Raw genomic sequence first — 16120 nt, 5'->3', positions numbered from 1 at the left:
GACATGACCTCCAGTACTTCCACGACCACCAGTGCGTTCCACCTTCCCGAGCGTCTCGCCTCCAAGGCTGATGCGACCCTGATCGCCGGCGACGAGGCACACTTCGCGGCCATCGCGAGCAGCCTCGACCAGGCGATCACCGAACTCTCCGACCGTCTCGACGCCCTGCGCAAGGCTCCCGGCGGCATCGGCCGCGAGGCGATGGACCGGGACTCGGAGATCCACCGGCTGACCGGCCGCCTGCGCGCCCTGCGCCGCTTCGGCCTGGATCTGTGTCTGGGCCGTGTCGTCGGCGCGGACGACGCCGAGCCCCTGTACATCGGGCGGCTGGGCCTCACCGACAGCGAGGGGCGCCGGCTGCTTGTCGACTGGCGCTCCCCCGCCGCCGAGCCGTTCTTCGGGGCGACCCACGCCAACCCGATGGGCCTGGCGAGCCGCCGCCGGTACCGCTGGACCGGCGGCCGGATCAGCGACTACTGGGACGAGGTGTTCACCGCCGACGGCCTGGAGCAACGCGCCGCCCTCGACGACCAGTCCGCGTTCATCGCCAGCCTGGGCAGCAACCGGTCGGCCCGTATGCGCGACGTCCTCGGCACCATCCAGGCCGACCAGGACGCCATCATCCGCGCCGGTTCGCGCGGCGCCCTCGTCGTCGACGGCGGCCCCGGCACGGGCAAGACCGTCGTCGCCCTGCACCGCTCCGCGTACCTCCTCTACTCCGACCCGCGCCTCAGCCACCGCCGGGGCGGTGTGCTGTTCGTCGGTCCGCACCGGCCCTACCTGGACTACGTAGCCGATGTCCTGCCCAGCCTCGGAGAGGACGGCGTACAGACCTGCATCCTTCAGGACCTCGTCACCGAGGGCGCCGCGGCGACCGTGGAGACCGACCCGGACGTAGCCCGCCTCAAGTCGTCCGCGGACATGGTGCGAGCGATCGAGAAGGCCGTCAGGTTCTACGAGGAACCGCCCGCCAAGGGCATGACCGCCACGACTGCCTGGTCCGACATCTGGGTGAGCGCCGACGACTGGGCCGAGGCCTTCAAGGCGCCGAGTCCGGGCGCTCCGCACAACGAGGCGCGCGAGCAGGTCTGGGAGGAACTGGCCTCGATCCTCATGGACAAGCAGGGCATGGACGAGGACGAGGACGGCGTCTCGCCCGATCTGTTCCTGCGGTCCCTGCGGCAGGACCGGGATCTGGTCGCGGCCCTCAACAGCGCGTGGCCGCTGCTCGAGGCCGTCGACCTGGTCTCCGACCTGTGGACGGTCCCCGCCTACCTGCGCATGTGTGCCCCGTGGCTCGACCGCGACGACGTGGCGAAGTTGCAGCGCAAGGACGCCCCCCAGGCCTGGACGGTGTCCGACCTGCCGCTCCTGGACGCGGCTCGGCAGCGGCTCGGTGACCCGGAGGCCGCGCGGCGCAAGCGGCGGCACGACGCCGCGGTCGCCGCCGAGCGCGAGCGCATGGCCCTCGTCATCGACGACATCATCTCGGCCGCCGACTTCAACTCGGCCGGCGACGACAGCGAGGGCGCGGTGCGGATGCTGCGCGGGAAGGACCTCCAGGACAGCCTGATCGACGAGAGCGCGCTGCCCACCGCCGACCCGGACCGGCTCGCGGGACCGTTCGCGCACATCGTCGTGGACGAGGCCCAGGAACTGACCGACGCGGAGTGGCAGATGCTGCTCCTGCGCTGCCCGTCCCGGAGTTTCACCATCGTCGGTGACCGCGCCCAGGCGAGGCACGGGTTCACGGATTCGTGGGAGGAACGCCTGGAGCGGGCCGGGCTCGACCGGATCAATCAGGCCTCTCTGAGCATCAACTACCGCACTCCGGAAGAGGTCATGACGGAAGCCGAGCCGGTCATCCGGGCCGAGCTCCCCGACGCCAACGTTCCGACGTCCGTCCGCAGCAGCGGCATCCCCGTCGTCCACGGACCGGTCACGGACCTGGACTCGATTCTCGACACATGGCTCGCCGCGCACGACGACGGGATCGCCTGCGTCATCGGCGACCCCGCGTTCCGGGCGACATCACGCGTCCGGTCCCTGACCTCGGAGCTGTCGAAGGGCCTCGAATTCGACCTGGTCGTCCTCGTCGACCCGGAGGAGTACGGCGACGGTATCGAGGGAGCGGTCGACCGCTATGTCGCGATGACCAGGGCGACGCAGCAACTCGTCATCCTGACGAGTTCCTGAGCCGGGAGAGCCGGCGTGATCGCCGTCGAAGGTTGAGTGCCCGAGCCTGCCGTATACGTGGCGGGCTCGGGCACACCGTCGTACCGGTCAGCGTGCCTCAGGCGCGGTCGTCGACGAACTGCTTGAGTTCGGCCTCGAAGTCCCCGCAGACCTCGCGCATGACCTCCTCAGTGCACGTCAGCATGGCATCGGTGAATGCCTTGCGCCGGTACTTGGTGACAAAAACCCAGTGGACGTGCAGGTTGTGAACTACGTGGCGCCCGGTGCGCACATCAGGATTAGGGTTCCATCAGGGTGACATAAGCCACCGCAGTAGAGTGATCGTGATGAACGAACTTGTCTGGGAGAAGCGGCAGTTCGGGCACCGTGCCCGGCTGGCGCTGACGCCTGCACAGGCCCGGCTCATCGACGACCAGGCGCACGCGGCCCGCACCATGTGGAACTGCCTGCACGACTGGTGGACGATGCTCCCCAAGGACAAGCGTTCCCTGGCCGCCGCCGATGCGGCGATCCGCCAAGCCCGCAAGGAGATCGACTGGCTCGGAGTGCTCCCCGCCCAGGCCGGGCAGGCGGTGCTGAAAACGTACGTCCAGGCGTGGAAGCACTGCTGGGACGGCCGCGCCGACGCACCGAACTTCAAGGCCCGCCTGCGCACGGTGATGTCCGTGGACATCCCGCAGGGTCGCGATCTGCAGATCAAGCGGGTGCACCGCCGTTGGGGCATGGTCAACATTCCCAAGGTCGGTCGGGTCCGGTTCCGCTGGACCAAGGATCTCCCGGTCGGCAAGCTCGCCAACAGGGAGAATCGGATCACCGGGGCGCGGTTGGTCAAAGATGGACTCGGATGGCATATCGCCTTCCGCGTCCAGACTCTGGAATCTAAGCCTGAGCCGCACACCGGCCCTGAGATTGGCATCGACGCCGGGGTCAACCTTCCCCTTGCCCTGTCCGATGGCAACCATCAAGATCACGGACGACCCGCCCGGCTCCCGGATGGCACCGCCGACCGGGACAAGTGGCTGAACCCGGAGGAAAAGGCCAAGCTGCTCCGCCTCGAACAACGGGCCGCGCACCGCAAGTCCTTCCGCAAGCCGAAGGAGCGCAGCTCCAACCGGCTGAACCGCACCTACGACCAGATCAAGCAGCTCCGCGCAAGAGCCACGCGCCGAGTCGTTGACTGGCAGCACCAGACCACAACGAACCTCGCCCGCGCCTACGGCACGCTCGTGGTGGAACAGCTCAACATCGAGAACATGGTCAAGTCGGCCAGGGGCACCATCGAGGAGCCCGGGAAGAACGTCGCGCAGAAGTCCGGTCTGAACCGCTCCATCAGCCAGGAGGCAAGGGGCCGCACCGTGACCATGCTGACGTACAAGACCGGCCGCCACGGCGGCACCCTCGTCAAGGTCCCCGCCCCTGGCACCTCCCTGCGCTGTTCAGCCTGTGGGTTGACCACAGCGGGCAGCCGGGAGGACCAGGCCACGTTCGTGTGCAAGAACCCAGACTGCGGCTGGTCCGGCAACGCCGACTGGAACGCGGCACGGAACATCTTGCACCTGTACAGGATCGGCCTCGTGGCGATCCCGGCTGCCGGGAGGGCAGTCGTCAGGCGCACCCGTGGCGCCAAGCCCGCCACCGCAAGGTAGGTGGGAATCTCCTTCCTGAGCTTGCGAAGGGAGGAGAGCACTTCAAGAGAAGAACGGGTTCCAGCGCTCGTCGGCCCCTTCACCGGACCGGACGGCACGCAGTCGCTGGACATGATCCTTCCACTCGCCGGCGCCTGCCGTCACAGCTCACCTGACCTGTGCAAACACTGAGGTCGGTCACAGGCCCGGCGCCGGAGGCGGACTCGTCCTCAGGTCCCCGCATCCACCCCCCTCCTGCACCCATCGCTCTACAAAAGGGGTCCGGCGGTCATACCGGGGGATGACGGGCCGCCGCGTCCGAGTACCGCAGGCGTGGGCCGGAGTCCGCCCCGGAGGCTGACATCCGGGCTCCGGAATGCGGCGACGATAGAGGGAGAAATCCTGCTGACTTCCCTGACGTGCCACGGGCACCGCCGGGCGGTCGCGCCTGCCTCCGCCTCCACCCGACGGGAGTCTCTTTCGCCGTGGCTACCTTCCTTTACAAACTAGGGCGCCTCTCCTTCAGGCGGCGCCGCTATGTGGCACTCCTGTGGGTGCTGCTCCTGGGCGGCATCGGATACGCGTCCTCGGCCGCGCCCGCGCCGCCCGCCGACTCGTTCTCCATGCCGGGCACGGACTCCCAGAAGGCCTTCGACCTGCTCGACGAGCGCTTCCCCGCCGCCAGCGCGGAGGGCGCCACCGCCCGAGTCGTCATCCGCGCGCCGGAGGGCGAGAAGATAACCGACCCCGCCGCGAAGGCGGAGGTCAACCGACTCGTCGCGGCGCTCGGCAAGGGTTCGCAGGTCGCCGGCGTGGCCGACCCGTACAAGGCGAACGCCGTCAGCAAGGACGGCACCACCGCTTACGCGTCCGTCACCTACAAGGTGATCTCGACGGAGCTCACGGACAAGACGCATGACGCGCTGACGGACGCCACCGACAAGACCCACGCCGAGGGCTTCACCGTCGAGACGGGCGGTGACGCCGTCCAGGCCGAGCAGGAGATGGGCGGATCGGCCGAGCTCATCGGCATCGCCGTCTCCGCGGTCGTCCTCGTCATCACCTTCGGCTCGCTGATCGCCGCCGGACTTCCGCTGCTGACCGCCATCATCGGCGTCGGTATCGGTGTCTCCGGCATCGCCGCCCTGGGCAGCGTCCTCAACCTCTCGGGCACGACCTCGACGCTGGCGATGATGATCGGGCTCGCGGTCGGGATCGACTACGCCCTCTTCATCGTCTCCCGCTACCGCGCCGAGATCGCCGAGGGCCGAGAACCGGAGGAAGCGGCCGGCCGGGCCACCGGAACCGCGGGCTCCGCCGTGGTCTTCGCCGGGCTGACCGTGATCGTGGCTCTCGCGGGTCTGTCCGTCGTCAACATCCCCATGCTCACCAAGATGGGGCTCGCGGCCGCGGCCACGGTGGCCATCGCCGTACTCATCGCGCTCACCATGATTCCCGCGCTGCTCGGCTTCGCGGGCAAGCGCGCCCTGCGCCGCAAGGACCGCAAGAACCTCAAGAAGAGCGGCGCGGACAGCAAGCACAGCAAGGACACCAAGGCCACCAAGGACAACAGGGCCCTCACGAAGCAGGCCGCCGCGCACAGCGCCAAGGCCGCCGAGAACACCAAGCCCAACCTCGGCACCCGCTGGGCGCGCCTGGTGCTGCGCCGCCCCGTCACCGTGCTGCTGATCGGTGTAATCGGTCTGGGCGCCGTCGCCATCCCGGCGACGAGCCTGGAACTGGGGCTGCCCGACGAGGGGACGTCGGCGCCGGACACCACGCAGCGCAAGGCGTACGACTTGCTGTCCGAGTCGTTCGGGGCGGGCTTCAACGGCCCGCTGATGGTCACCGTCGACACGGGCGGAACGAAGGGCGCCGCTGCCGCCGCCAAGACGGTGGGCGCGTCCCTCGCCAAGGTCGACGGCGTCGCGGCGGTCACGCCCGCCTCGGTGAACCCGGCCGGTGACACGGCGATCATCACGGTCGTCCCGACCACAGGCCCGAGCGACCACAGGACCGAGGAACTCGTCAGGACGATCCGCTCGAAGGCGAGCGGCCTGGAGGCGGACACCAAGTCCGATGTCCTGGTCACCGGGCAGACGGCGATGACCATCGACTTCTCGCAGACCCTCGACGACGCCCTCCTGCCCTACCTGGGTCTCGTCGTCGGGCTCGCCTTCCTGCTGCTGATGCTGGTCTTCCGCTCGGTTCTCGTCCCTCTGAAGGCGGCCCTGGGCTTCCTGCTGTCGGTCGCCGCGGCCCTCGGCGCCGTCGTCGCCGTGTTCCAGTGGGGCTGGCTCGCGGACATCGTCGGCGTCGACCAGCCGGGCCCCATCATGTCGATGATGCCGATCTTCATGATCGGTGTGGTGTTCGGCCTGGCGATGGACTACGAGGTGTTCCTCGTGACGCGGATGCGCGAGGCGTACGTCCATGGGGCCCGCCCCGCCGAGGCGGTCGTCACCGGCTTCAAGCACGGCGGACGGGTCGTCGGCGCGGCCGCGGTCATCATGATCAGTGTCTTCTCCGGCTTCATCATGGAGAACGACGACATGATCAAGATGATGGGCTTCGGGCTCGCCATCGCGGTGTTCTTCGACGCCTTCGTCGTCCGCATGGCCATCGTCCCGGCGGTCCTCGCCCTGCTCGGCAAGTCGGCCTGGTGGCTGCCGCGTTGGCTCGACAAGCTCCTGCCCAACATGGACGTCGAGGGCGAGAAACTGCACAAGACGTTCGCGCCGTCGTCGTCACCGGCAGCCGAGGACGAGGACGAGGACGAGGACGAGGACGAGGACAACGACGACGAGGAGGAGCGGGAACTGGAGCCCGTACGCGGCTGATCCCTTGTGGTCCGGCCCCGCCCGGGTCTCCTCCCCGCCACAAGCCCGCCGCCCCGGTGATCACGGTCACCGGGGCGGCGGGGGTGTCTCAGCTGCGGATCATCGACATCAACTGCCCATGGGTCTCGGCGTCGGCGGCCACCACAAGTCCCCGCCCCTCAGCCCGGGTCGGGGCGCCGTCGATCCCGGTGACGACGCAGCCGGCGGCCCGGCACAGTGCGATGCCTGCGGCGAAGTGCACACTCCCGATGAGGTCGGCGCCATCGGTGACGTACGCGGCCCGCTTACCGGCCGCGACCCAGGCCAGCGCCAGCGTCGTCGACACGACCCGCGGCCGGAACCGCTCGACGAACGCGGGGTGGGCCAGCAGGTCAACGGCCCGGAAGCCGGGCCGGTTGATGAACGGCGGGTCCAGGTTGACGTCCACGAGCGAGGTGGCGGACGTCGGGGCCAGCGGCTCGTCCACCCCGTCGCGCCGCACCCATGCGCTCGTCCCGTCCGTGAAGAACACCTCGCCGCTGAACGGGTCGGCCACCGCCGCCGCCCCGTCGCGCAGCGCCACGTTGACAGCAACGAGCATGCTGCCGGCGGCGTAGTTCAGCGTGCCGCACAACGGGTCCACCAGCCATTGGCGCGCGGCATCGGCCGTACCCTGCTGCCCGCCTTCCTCACCGACCACCGCGTCGTCGGGGCGGGCGGCGCGGATGACGTCGACAATGGCCTTCTCGGCCTCCACGTCGGCGGTGGTGGCAAAGTCCCCCGCGCCCTTGTCTATGCGGGTGAGGTGTCGCCCGTACAGGCTGCGCACCACGTCGGCACCGGCACTCGCCGCGGCTGTCGCGACCGCGGAATCGTCAGAACTCGCAGATGAGTTGATCACGCGGTGCAGAGTATCGGGCGGCGCCGAAGACGGCGGCGGAAAGGCCACCGCCGGCTCCGGCACTGGTGCGGATCGCATGGTGGACGGGTCGTTACGACGCCACTCGGCGGGTCCCGGCTTCCAGAGCGCTCGGCTCCGTCAGGCCCAAGTGGTCGCGCAGGGTGCTGCCCTCGTACTCCGTGCGGTACACCCCGCGTTCCTGGAGCAGCGGAACGACCGTGTCGGCGAAGACGTCGAGGCCGCCGGGGGTGATGTGCGGGACGAGGATGAAGCCGTCGGCCGCGTCCGCCTGGACGAAGTCGTCGATGGTCTCGGCCACCGTGGCCGGGGAGCCGACGAAGGACTGGCGGTTGCCGGTCTCGATGACGAGATCACGGATCGACCACTTGTTGGCGGCCGCGCGCTCCCGCCACTCACGGGCCGTGGCCAGCGGGTCGCGGTACATGCGGACCTGGGCTCGGCCGCGTGCAATGGTGTGCTCGCCGAGGTCGGGGTCGATGTCGGGGAGCGGTCCGTCCGGGTCGTAGCCGGACAGGTCACGGTTCCAGACGAACTCCAGGTGCTTGATCGCGGTGGCGCCGCTGACCTGCTGGCGGCGTACCTCGCGGGCCAGTTCCGCCGCTTCGGCGTCACTCTCGCCGAGTACGAACGTCGCGGCGGGCAGGATCAGGAGCTGGTCGGGCGTACGGCCGTGGCGGGCGAGGCGGCCCTTGACGTCCGTGTAGAACGCCTGCCCTTCCTTGAGGGCGCTGTACCGGCTGAAGATCGCGTCGGCGCTCGACGCCGCGAACTCGCGCCCCTCGTCGGAGTCACCGGCCTGGAAGATCACCGGGCGGCCCTGCGGGCTGCGGGGGACGTTGAACTGCCCGCTGATGTCGAAGTGCTGTCCCTGGTGGACGAAGGCTCCGGCCTGGGCGTCGCGCAGGAAGGTACCGCTCGCCCGATCGGCGACGATCTCGTCCCCGTGCCAGGAGTCGAACAGCTCGCTCGCGGTGGTCAGGAACTCCTTGGCGCGCGAGTACCGCTCGTCCTGCGGCAGGAACCCGCCGCGCCGGAAATTCTCACCGGTAAACGCGTCCCAGGAGGTGACGACGTTCCACGCGGCACGCCCGTCCGAGAGGTGGTCGAGGCTGGCGAACTGGCGAGCGACCTCGTAAGGCTCGTTGAAGGTGGAGTTGATGGTGCCGGTCAGCCCGAGGCGCTCGGTGACCGCGGCGAGCGCGGTGAGGATCGTGAAGGTGTCGGGCCGCCCCACGACGTCCAAGTCGTAGATCTCACCGCCCTGTTCGCGCAGGCGCAGGCCCTCGGCCAGGAACAGGAAGTCGAACTTGGCCCGCTCGGCGGTCTGCGCGAAGTGCGCGAAGGAACTGAACTCGACGTGGCTGCCGGCCTTCGGGTCGCTCCACACGGTGGTGTTGTTGACGCCCGGAAAGTGGGCCGCGAGGTGGATCTGCTTGCGAGGCATGGTGTCGGTGGTCCCTCCGGCTCAGACGGTGGCGGTGGCGGCGTAGCGGTTGGCAGGGCGCGTGAGCCCGAGGAGTCCGCGCAGGGTGTCGGCCTCGTACTCGCTCCGGAACCCTCCGCGCCGCTGCAGCTCGGGGACGAGCCCCTGGGTGATCGCGGGCAGGTCGTGCCCGACGACGCCGGGACGCAGCCGGAATCCGGTGAGGCCCGCCAGCTGCAACTCCTGGAGCAGATTGGCCAGTTGAGCGGGGTTGCCGGTGAAGATCCGGGCGTCGCTGGTGTACGTGTAGCCCGCCAGGCCGTCGAGCCGTTCGCGCCGTGCCGCCGCCGCGGCCGGGTCGTCGTCCAGGAAGACCACCAGGTCGCCGAAGACGTGAAGGGGCTCGTCCGCCCGTCCGGCCGCGGCCTGTGCCGCACGGATCTCGTCGACGACGGCACGCGCCTGGTCCGCGTCGTGCGGGGTCACGAATCCGATGTCGGTGGAACGCGCGACGAGTTGGAACGGCACGCTCTGGTGGGCCAGCGCGCTGACGACCGGCTGACCCTGGGGCGGCCTGGGGGTGATCGAGGGGCCCTTGACGCTGAAGTGCCTGCCCTCGAAGTCGATGTAGTGCAGCTTGTCGCGGTCGATGAAACGGCCGGTGGCGACGTCCCGGATCTCCGCGTCATCCTCCCAGCTGTCCCACAGCCGCCGCACCACTTCGATGTGGTCGGCGGCCTCGTCGAAGAGGTCGCCCGTCAGCTCCTTCACCTCCGGGCTGTCCAGGTCCTCGATGCGGAGGGCGGGGAACGTACGGCGTCCGAAGTGCGCGGCCTCGTTCCGGCGTGCCGAGACCTGTACGCGCAGTCCCGCGCGCCCGGAGCTCACATAGTCGAGCGTGGCGATCGCCTTGGATATGTGGAACGGCTCCGTGTGTGTGGCCACCACGGTCGGTACCAGACCTATGTGCCGGGTGAGCGGGGCGACGCGGGCGGCGATGAGGACGGCGTCGAGGCGCCCGCGGACCTGGTCGGTACGGGTGTCGGGCTCCGTGAAGTGCGAGGACTGTGGCCCGAGTCCGTCCTCGATGGTCACGAAGTCGAGCAGCCCGCGCTCGGCCTCCTGGACGAGGTCGGCCCAGTAGCGGGCGGTGAACAGCTCCCGGGGCCGCGACACTTGCTCACGCCAGGCGGCCGGGTGCCAGCCGGCGCCGTCGAGGGCAACGGCGAGGTGCAGCGCGGGGGTTGAAGAGGGCAGCAAAGAAGACGAGGACACGAAAGGGTGCCTTCCTGATCGACCGTACGAGATGAGCGACCCTCGGGCGGAGGGTGCGACGGCGAAGAATGCGATCAGGAACAACAGAGCGCGCCGGCGACGCGCTGGAGGTCGATATGGGCGCGGGTGTACAGGTGCACCGGGCGGTACGGGGCGAGGACGAGGGCGCACAGACGGGACACCTGGGTCATGACCGCCCCTCCCCTCTCATCGCCAGTACACACTGCATTGTCAGCAAGAACGGTCCGCCCCCGCCGTCTGTTCCCGCTTCCGGCCCGGATCTCGCACGGAACCGGTCGTGTTGGTACCGGGAGGGCTACGACTCCCCTCGCCGGGTCAGTCCTCGGCGCGATGAAGCCGGATCTCACGGTTCACGAAGAGGTGCACGTATCCGCACTTCCAGCAGATCAGGCCCGTCGCCGTCTCGTCCGCCCACGCCAGCTTCATGAACTCCATGCCGGTGCTGTTGAGCTTGATGCCCCGCTCACGGAAGAGTTCGCTGCGGCACACCTGGCAGGTGATCCACATCTCGCCCAGCGACGCGCGTACCGGCTTGGCCATCTTCGTACTCCCCCGAGTCCGTCCGCCCACCCCGAACAGGGCAGCGTGATCACCTTACCGCCCGGTAGTACCTGACACCCCCGACAGGGTTCATCGGCCCGACTGCGAGATTCCGTCGGTGAGTTGACCCGCGAGATACGGCATGCGACATCAGCCGCTCTGCGCCAGGGAACCGACCCAGTCCTCGACGGTGACGACCTCCGCCCACTGCGGGAACACTTTCCCGATGAGGGTCCGGTGCACCTCCGGATCGAGGTCGAGGCAGGCGTCCGACAGGACGGTGAGGCCGAAGTCCAGGTCGTTGGCCTGACACAGGGTGTGCAGCACCACGCCGCTGGTCGCGATGCCCGCCAGGACGAGGCTGTTGATGTCGCGAGCCCTGAGCACCAGGTCGAGGTCGCTGCCCGAGAACGCGCTCGCCCGTCTCTTGGTGACCACGGTGTCGCCCGGCCGGGGCGCCACCTCGTCGTGGATCTCGGTGCCGGGAGCCCCGTCGGTGAACAGGCCCGCCTGCAGAACGGTGGCGAGCGTCCTGTTGCGCGGGCCGGCTTCGGGCTGACCCGGCCGTAGCCGCATGACCACGTAGGTGACGGGGATACCCGCCGCTCGGGCGCCCGCGATCGCCCCTTTCAGGCGAGCCAAATAGCCGGATCCGTCGTCGGCGATGCGGACGACATCCCGCTGGACGTCCATCACGAGCAGAGCGCTGTTCGCCTTCACCATGCTTGCCGGTCCCTTCCCTCACAGAGGCCATCGAGCGGGGCCTCCATGGAATCAGAAGAGGGTGAGAAGCAGGGGCCAGTGCCGTGAAGAGTTCACCGCGTTCCGGATCCGGTGTCCGAGCCACGCTGTGCCGCGAGGTGGCGCCAGGGCCGTGAACCGGCGTCTGCCGGCGTGCCGTCCAGGATGCGGGCCGTGCTCGTGGCCGGTTCGAGGATGACCGTGGCCAGGCTTGCCCATCGCTGTCCCTCGGGCAGGTTCATGTCGGGCAGGCAGGTGAGGGCCGCCTCGCCCTCCCCCGATACGAGGAGACCGACAAGGTCGTCGGGCGACTGCGGCAGAGCGGTGGGCGTCAGGCGCTTGCGGATGAGGTCGTAGCGCTCGCCGGAATCCGGCTGGTGGAGCCACGCCTTCTCCCCGACAGCAGGAGCCGGTGTGAGGAAGTGGTTGGTGCGCACGAGCGTGTCCCGGTCGGATTCCACCGCGAACACACCCTCGGGACTCAGGTCGAGGAGTACGGCCTCGGAGGTGTCGAAGAGGGCGAACGATCCCGACGAGGCGATCGGAGCGCCGCGCACGATCTCCACGGCCTGCGCCACGCTCCCCGCTTCCTCGAGGACGACGGCGGCCAGGACGTGCATGGGGACCGCCGACGCCGTCTCGGCGGTGGCCCAGGATGTTGAAGTGCAGTGCGAGACCTGCGCTGTTGATGCCGATCTTGCCGAGGATGCCGTGTTCGGTGAGGCCGACCACGTCGTGGGTTCCACCGCGGGATTCCAGGGTGTGCCAGTAGGGGTTCAGCTCGACATGCCAGTCCCAGGTCTGGATTCCGAAGGTGTCGACGGTGCCGGCGGCGCCATCCGTGCGGCGGACGATCGTCAATCATTCGCCGGGTGGGACAGTGGCGCTGCGGGCGAGTATCTCGGTGCGGGCGTTGAGCGCCGCGATGCGCCGGACGTCGCCACCGGCGCCGTGCGCGATGCCCTCGACCTCCGCCCGCGCGCGGGGGCAGAACGCGTCGATGGTGTCGAGAGCGCGCTCGGCGTCGGCGCGAACCTGGTGCGGGCTGATGCCGCCGAGCCGGAAGAAGCGGTCGTACCCTGCGATCCCTCCGGGAAGGGTGTCGCGCAGTCGCTCACCGCGAGCTGCTCCGCGCGCGAACGGGTCGGACGAGGCGACCTCGATGTGGAGGCGTTCGGTGGGGCGGGCAATCATGACGGCGTTCTCCTCGGGGGGTGGGGGATGTCGGGGCGTGGTCCGCCGCGCGTCGGTCACACGCCCGGTGCAGGGGTCACCGCGCGGCGCCGGGTGCGCCCCGACGCCCCGTACACGACGGCGGAGACCACGAGTCCCGCGACGAGGGACAGGTTCGCGCCGCCGAGCGACGACGAGACGGGGCCGGTCCAGAAGCTCGTACTCACGCACAGGACTCCGGCGAGAGCACCGGCGAGGAACGCCATCACTCCCGCCCGGTGCACGCCCGCGTCGTACCAGAACGGGCTGCCGCGACGCTCGTCGAGGAGCTGAGGGCCGTCGTGCCGATGGACTGGAGGGTGAGACCCGCGCTGTACGCGGTCAGACCGTTGTTGGCGAGGGTGTTGAGGACGACCGCGATGACGAACAGCGGGATGAACCAGCTCGGGAGGATGCCCTCGAGCGCCGCCTCCGGGTCGCTCATGTCGAGCGTGGTGGCGGCCAGGGCGCCGACGCCGGTGAAGAGCACGCTCGGCAGGAAGGCCCCGAGTGCCGTCCACCCCGCCACCGCCATCGGCTTGCTGTCGCGCGGCAGGTATCGCGCCAGGTCAGGGCTGTTGCTGTACGAGAGCGGGGTGGACGCGATGATCGCGAAGCCGCCGATGAGCGTCACCCAGAGCTGGGCGCCGTGCAGTGATTCGGCGGGCCGGTAGGACCAGTCGGTGTGTCCCAGTACGTAGCCGCTCACGACGACGAACACGACGGTGAGGGCGACACTCAGCACGGAGTACAGACGCACGATCGTGGCGTGGCCGTACACGCTGACCACGAGGGTGGCCGCGGCGATGCCGCAGATGATGACGCCGTCGAGGACGGGGCTGTCTGGAGCGCCGAGGCGCCGGGCGAGCCCGAACGCGGCGACCGAGGCTGCGGACCAGTTCAGTGCCAGATAGGCGGCGGAGATCAGCCAGCCCGTGAGCGCGATGACGGCCTTGTTCCCGTTGACTCCGTACATGGCACGGGAGACGACCGAGCCCGTGGTGCCCGCGGCCGGCCCGCTGACGGCCAGGACTCCGGTGAGTGCCCACAGCAGGTTGCCGGCGACGATCACGGCCAGCGCCTGTCCGAGGGTGAGGCCCATCAGGACCAGCGCCCCACCGACGACGAGGCTCAGGTAGCTGACGTTGGGGGCCGCCCACACCTCGAACAGCTCCCGGGGTCGGCCGTGCCGCTCCTCTTCCGGGATGTAGTCGATCCCGTGCGCTTCCAGCTGTCCTGTTCCACGGCCGTAGCCACGTCGCTGCCGGCGGTGGCTGTCAGGTCTCTGGTCGCCATCGCGTCCTCCCTTGAAGCGTCACGGCATGACCGAGCGACCCTATTGGTCGCACGCCCAATAGAGGAGATCTAATAGCGGAGGGTCGCGAGACGTCAAGGGTTCACCGGAAAGACGTCGGCGGTACAACGGCAGCCGCACCGTCGATACGCCATGTTCAGGAGGCGGCCGGACGCCCGACGGGCGCCTCGCCCTGACACCCGCCAGGACGACGGTCACTCACGGACCGCGACGACGGAGGCGCGCGCGAGAGCTGCCAGAGTGGCCCGACCCGCCAAAGCCGCCGAAGCCGCCAGGCAGGGAACGACCCGACGTCTGCCGCCCGGCATGCGACGGCTCGTCCCTGACCTGGCGGCCCCGTGCATGGGGTGGGGTTACGCGGCCGGCTTGCCCGGCTGGTCGTGGGTCGAGCAGTGGATTCCGCCGCCACCCGCGATGGTGTCGATCGTCGAAGGACTCCCGCCGGCAGTACCAGACCCTCTCCACGTCCACCGACGCCGACGGCACCCCGATGGCGGTCACCAAGCTCCAGGGCCCGGACTACTCCCGCATCCGGTCGAGTGACGTCAACTTCGTCGCCGTGTACGCCAATTACTACGTGTGCAACGGTGCCGTGATCTCGGCCCAGTTCGGTGACACCCGCGCGGACGCCGGGGCCAAGGCGGCCCTCCAGCGGCTGTTCCCGGGCCGCACCGTCGAGCAGCTCGACATCGACAGCCTCGGAGCGGGCGGGGGCGGCATCCACTGCGTCACCCAGCAGCAGCCACGCCCGTAGCGACCGCGACCGGTGCCGGGCTACGGCTCGGCACCGGTACGTCGAGGCACCCCGCCCCACGTGCACACGGTTTAGGATCAGCGACGCCGAGGCGACAACCATGCCCTCGGCCGACTCGACGCGGTGAAGGTGGAGCACCACGTCAAGTGCCGTGGAAGGGGCGGGGAGCAGTTCGTGAGCAAGAGTGGGGCGTCCATATCGGACGAGGAATGGGAGCGATTCCAGAGGGAGGCCGAGGCCGGAACTCAGGGTGCGCCCGAGGAACCGTCGGCCAGGGCCCGGATGGTGACGCGACGGCTGCGCGAGGAGACCGGCCGGCCCGAGGGGTGGCGGACTCACCAGCCGGCCCGGCAGCGGCGCGGCAAGGGCTGGTATGTGGCCGGCCTGATCCTCGCCGCGGGCACGCTGTTCGTGGCGCTGGATCCCGGGCGCGTGACCGACTGGTTCGACGGTGGAGGTGGCGACACCCCGCTCGCCGCGGAGTCGGAACGTCCCGACCAGCCGCCCGCGACAGAGTCGGCGGCCCAACAGCCCACCCTCCAGCAACCGTTCAGGGGATCGCCGGCGGCGCAATGGGGTGACGGAACGGCGGGGATCACCGTCCCCGAGGCCCGGGCGACCGGCTGGATGAGCAAGGCTCAGGTCTCGCAGACGCTCGACAGGTCCCGGGACTTTCTTGCCGCGTCCAATCTGGATTCCGGAGTGCTGCTCGGACAGCCGCCCGAGAAGGCGATCGCGTTGATCAATCCGAAGCAGAAGGACGTCCAGGACTACCTGGCGACCGCGTTCCGCGCACCGAGCAAGGACGCCGATCCTCTGCGACTGTTCAGCCGCTTCGCGACGGAGAAGGTGCGTCTCGTCGGGGACGTGGTCAAGACGCGCGGGCGGATCACGTACCGGGAGGGCAAGCGCGGTGCGGTCGAGGTGAGCACCGACGTCACCTACGTCTACCCGGTCGCGCACGCCACGGAGGGAAGGGACGAGGTCGCCCGCACGATCGTGCGCCGTGAGGTGGTGATGAGCTGGGACGATCCGGCGAAGGTGATCATCGAGCCGGGGACGTTCTCCCTCGTCTCCTACAAGTCGGACACCGCCAACGGCGGCTGTGACAACGACACCGGTTTCTACGTCCCGGAGTTCCGGTCCGCGCGTACGGCATCCGGCTCGGGAGCCGGCCCCGAGGTCGACCCGTACGACCGGAGTACGTCGATGGACGCGCGCATGCAGGCCGCCGACGATATGGAGTGCGGGACCGCGACACGGTTGTGAGCGGTGCC

The 16120-nt window shown here is 69.5% G+C and carries 15 protein-coding genes and 1 pseudogene; 5 read left to right on the top strand and 11 right to left on the bottom strand.

The features are described 5' to 3' along the window. Nucleotides 1-3: 3 nt before the first annotated feature. On the top strand, nucleotides 4-2196 hold the full coding sequence (helR, locus tag OG456_RS37045) for an RNA polymerase recycling motor ATPase HelR (protein WP_266568850.1): 2193 nt from the start codon (nucleotides 4-6) through the stop codon (nucleotides 2194-2196). 115 nt (nucleotides 2197-2311) lie between these two features. Here the strand turns inward: helR and OG456_RS37040 are convergent. Continuing rightward, nucleotides 2312-2467, bottom strand: a pseudogene (locus OG456_RS37040) (transposase); the annotation flags it as partial. Between the two features lie 55 nt (nucleotides 2468-2522). Here OG456_RS37040 and OG456_RS37035 point away from each other — a divergent pair. Next, entirely contained in the window at nucleotides 2523-3842 is a 1320-nt protein-coding gene (locus OG456_RS37035; protein WP_266568848.1) for a transposase, read from the top strand. A 464-nt stretch (nucleotides 3843-4306) separates the two neighbouring features. Next, nucleotides 4307-6661 carry an MMPL family transporter gene (locus OG456_RS37030; RefSeq protein WP_266568846.1) on the top strand — a complete coding sequence of 785 codons (2355 nt, stop codon included), beginning with the start codon at nucleotides 4307-4309 and terminating at the stop codon, nucleotides 6659-6661. Nucleotides 6662-6749: 88 nt separating this feature from the next. Here the strand turns inward: OG456_RS37030 and OG456_RS37025 are convergent, their stop codons facing one another. The 10 genes from OG456_RS37025 to OG456_RS36985 all read right to left on the bottom strand — a co-directional run bounded on the left by OG456_RS37025 (nucleotide 6750) and on the right by OG456_RS36985 (nucleotide 13936). Continuing rightward, nucleotides 6750-7541, bottom strand: a complete 792-nt coding sequence (locus tag OG456_RS37025) for an inositol monophosphatase family protein (protein WP_266568839.1) — start codon at nucleotides 7539-7541, stop codon at nucleotides 6750-6752. Nucleotides 7542-7632: 91 nt separating this feature from the next. Then, nucleotides 7633-9006 (bottom strand): NtaA/DmoA family FMN-dependent monooxygenase, encoded by a 1374-nt coding sequence (locus OG456_RS37020; RefSeq protein ID WP_266568837.1) that lies wholly within the window; start codon nucleotides 9004-9006, stop codon nucleotides 7633-7635. 21 nt (nucleotides 9007-9027) lie between these two features. Then, nucleotides 9028-10260, bottom strand: a complete 1233-nt coding sequence (locus OG456_RS37015; RefSeq protein ID WP_266568835.1) for an LLM class flavin-dependent oxidoreductase — start codon at nucleotides 10258-10260, stop codon at nucleotides 9028-9030. A 74-nt stretch (nucleotides 10261-10334) separates the two neighbouring features. Then, complete coding sequence (locus OG456_RS50570) at nucleotides 10335-10451, bottom strand: putative leader peptide (RefSeq protein WP_323136385.1); 117 nt, start codon at nucleotides 10449-10451, stop codon at nucleotides 10335-10337. 145 nt (nucleotides 10452-10596) lie between these two features. Continuing rightward, nucleotides 10597-10821: a hypothetical protein gene (locus OG456_RS37010; RefSeq protein WP_100594425.1), complete on the bottom strand. Its 225-nt coding sequence runs from the start codon at nucleotides 10819-10821 to the stop codon at nucleotides 10597-10599. Nucleotides 10822-10971: 150 nt separating this feature from the next. Beyond that, nucleotides 10972-11544: a cysteine hydrolase gene (locus OG456_RS37005; RefSeq protein ID WP_266568831.1), complete on the bottom strand. Its 573-nt coding sequence runs from the start codon at nucleotides 11542-11544 to the stop codon at nucleotides 10972-10974. Nucleotides 11545-11636: 92 nt separating this feature from the next. After that, complete coding sequence (locus OG456_RS37000) at nucleotides 11637-12182, bottom strand: C45 family peptidase (protein WP_266568829.1); 546 nt, start codon at nucleotides 12180-12182, stop codon at nucleotides 11637-11639. Nucleotides 12183-12423: 241 nt separating this feature from the next. Further along, nucleotides 12424-12756 carry a hypothetical protein gene (locus OG456_RS36995; RefSeq protein WP_266568827.1) on the bottom strand — a complete coding sequence of 111 codons (333 nt, stop codon included), beginning with the start codon at nucleotides 12754-12756 and terminating at the stop codon, nucleotides 12424-12426. A 56-nt stretch (nucleotides 12757-12812) separates the two neighbouring features. Further along, a complete protein-coding gene (locus tag OG456_RS36990; protein WP_266568825.1) occupies nucleotides 12813-13019 on the bottom strand; it encodes a hypothetical protein in 207 nt (68 codons plus the stop codon). Then, nucleotides 13001-13936, bottom strand: a complete 936-nt coding sequence (locus OG456_RS36985) for a cytosine permease (RefSeq protein ID WP_266568823.1) — start codon at nucleotides 13934-13936, stop codon at nucleotides 13001-13003. Before OG456_RS36985 ends, OG456_RS36990 begins: the two co-directional genes overlap by 19 nt. A 325-nt stretch (nucleotides 13937-14261) precedes the next feature. On the opposite strand from OG456_RS36985, the gene OG456_RS36980 reads away from it, so the two are divergent. Together OG456_RS36980 and OG456_RS36975 are read left to right on the top strand one after the other, a co-directional pair. Continuing rightward, a complete protein-coding gene (locus OG456_RS36980; RefSeq protein ID WP_323136419.1) occupies nucleotides 14262-14843 on the top strand; it encodes an agmatine deiminase family protein in 582 nt (193 codons plus the stop codon). A gap of 174 nt (nucleotides 14844-15017) precedes the next feature. Next, nucleotides 15018-16112, top strand: coding sequence for a hypothetical protein (locus OG456_RS36975; protein WP_266568821.1), 1095 nt, complete (start codon nucleotides 15018-15020; stop codon nucleotides 16110-16112). Nucleotides 16113-16120 lie beyond the last annotated feature (8 nt).

This window comes from Streptomyces sp. NBC_01446 (assembly GCF_026340095.1).
In the GTDB taxonomy this organism is placed as follows: Bacteria; Actinomycetota; Actinomycetes; order Streptomycetales; family Streptomycetaceae; genus Streptomyces; species Streptomyces aureus.
Note: the sequence above shows the minus strand (reverse complement) of the source record. Positions and strands in the feature narration are given on the sequence as shown.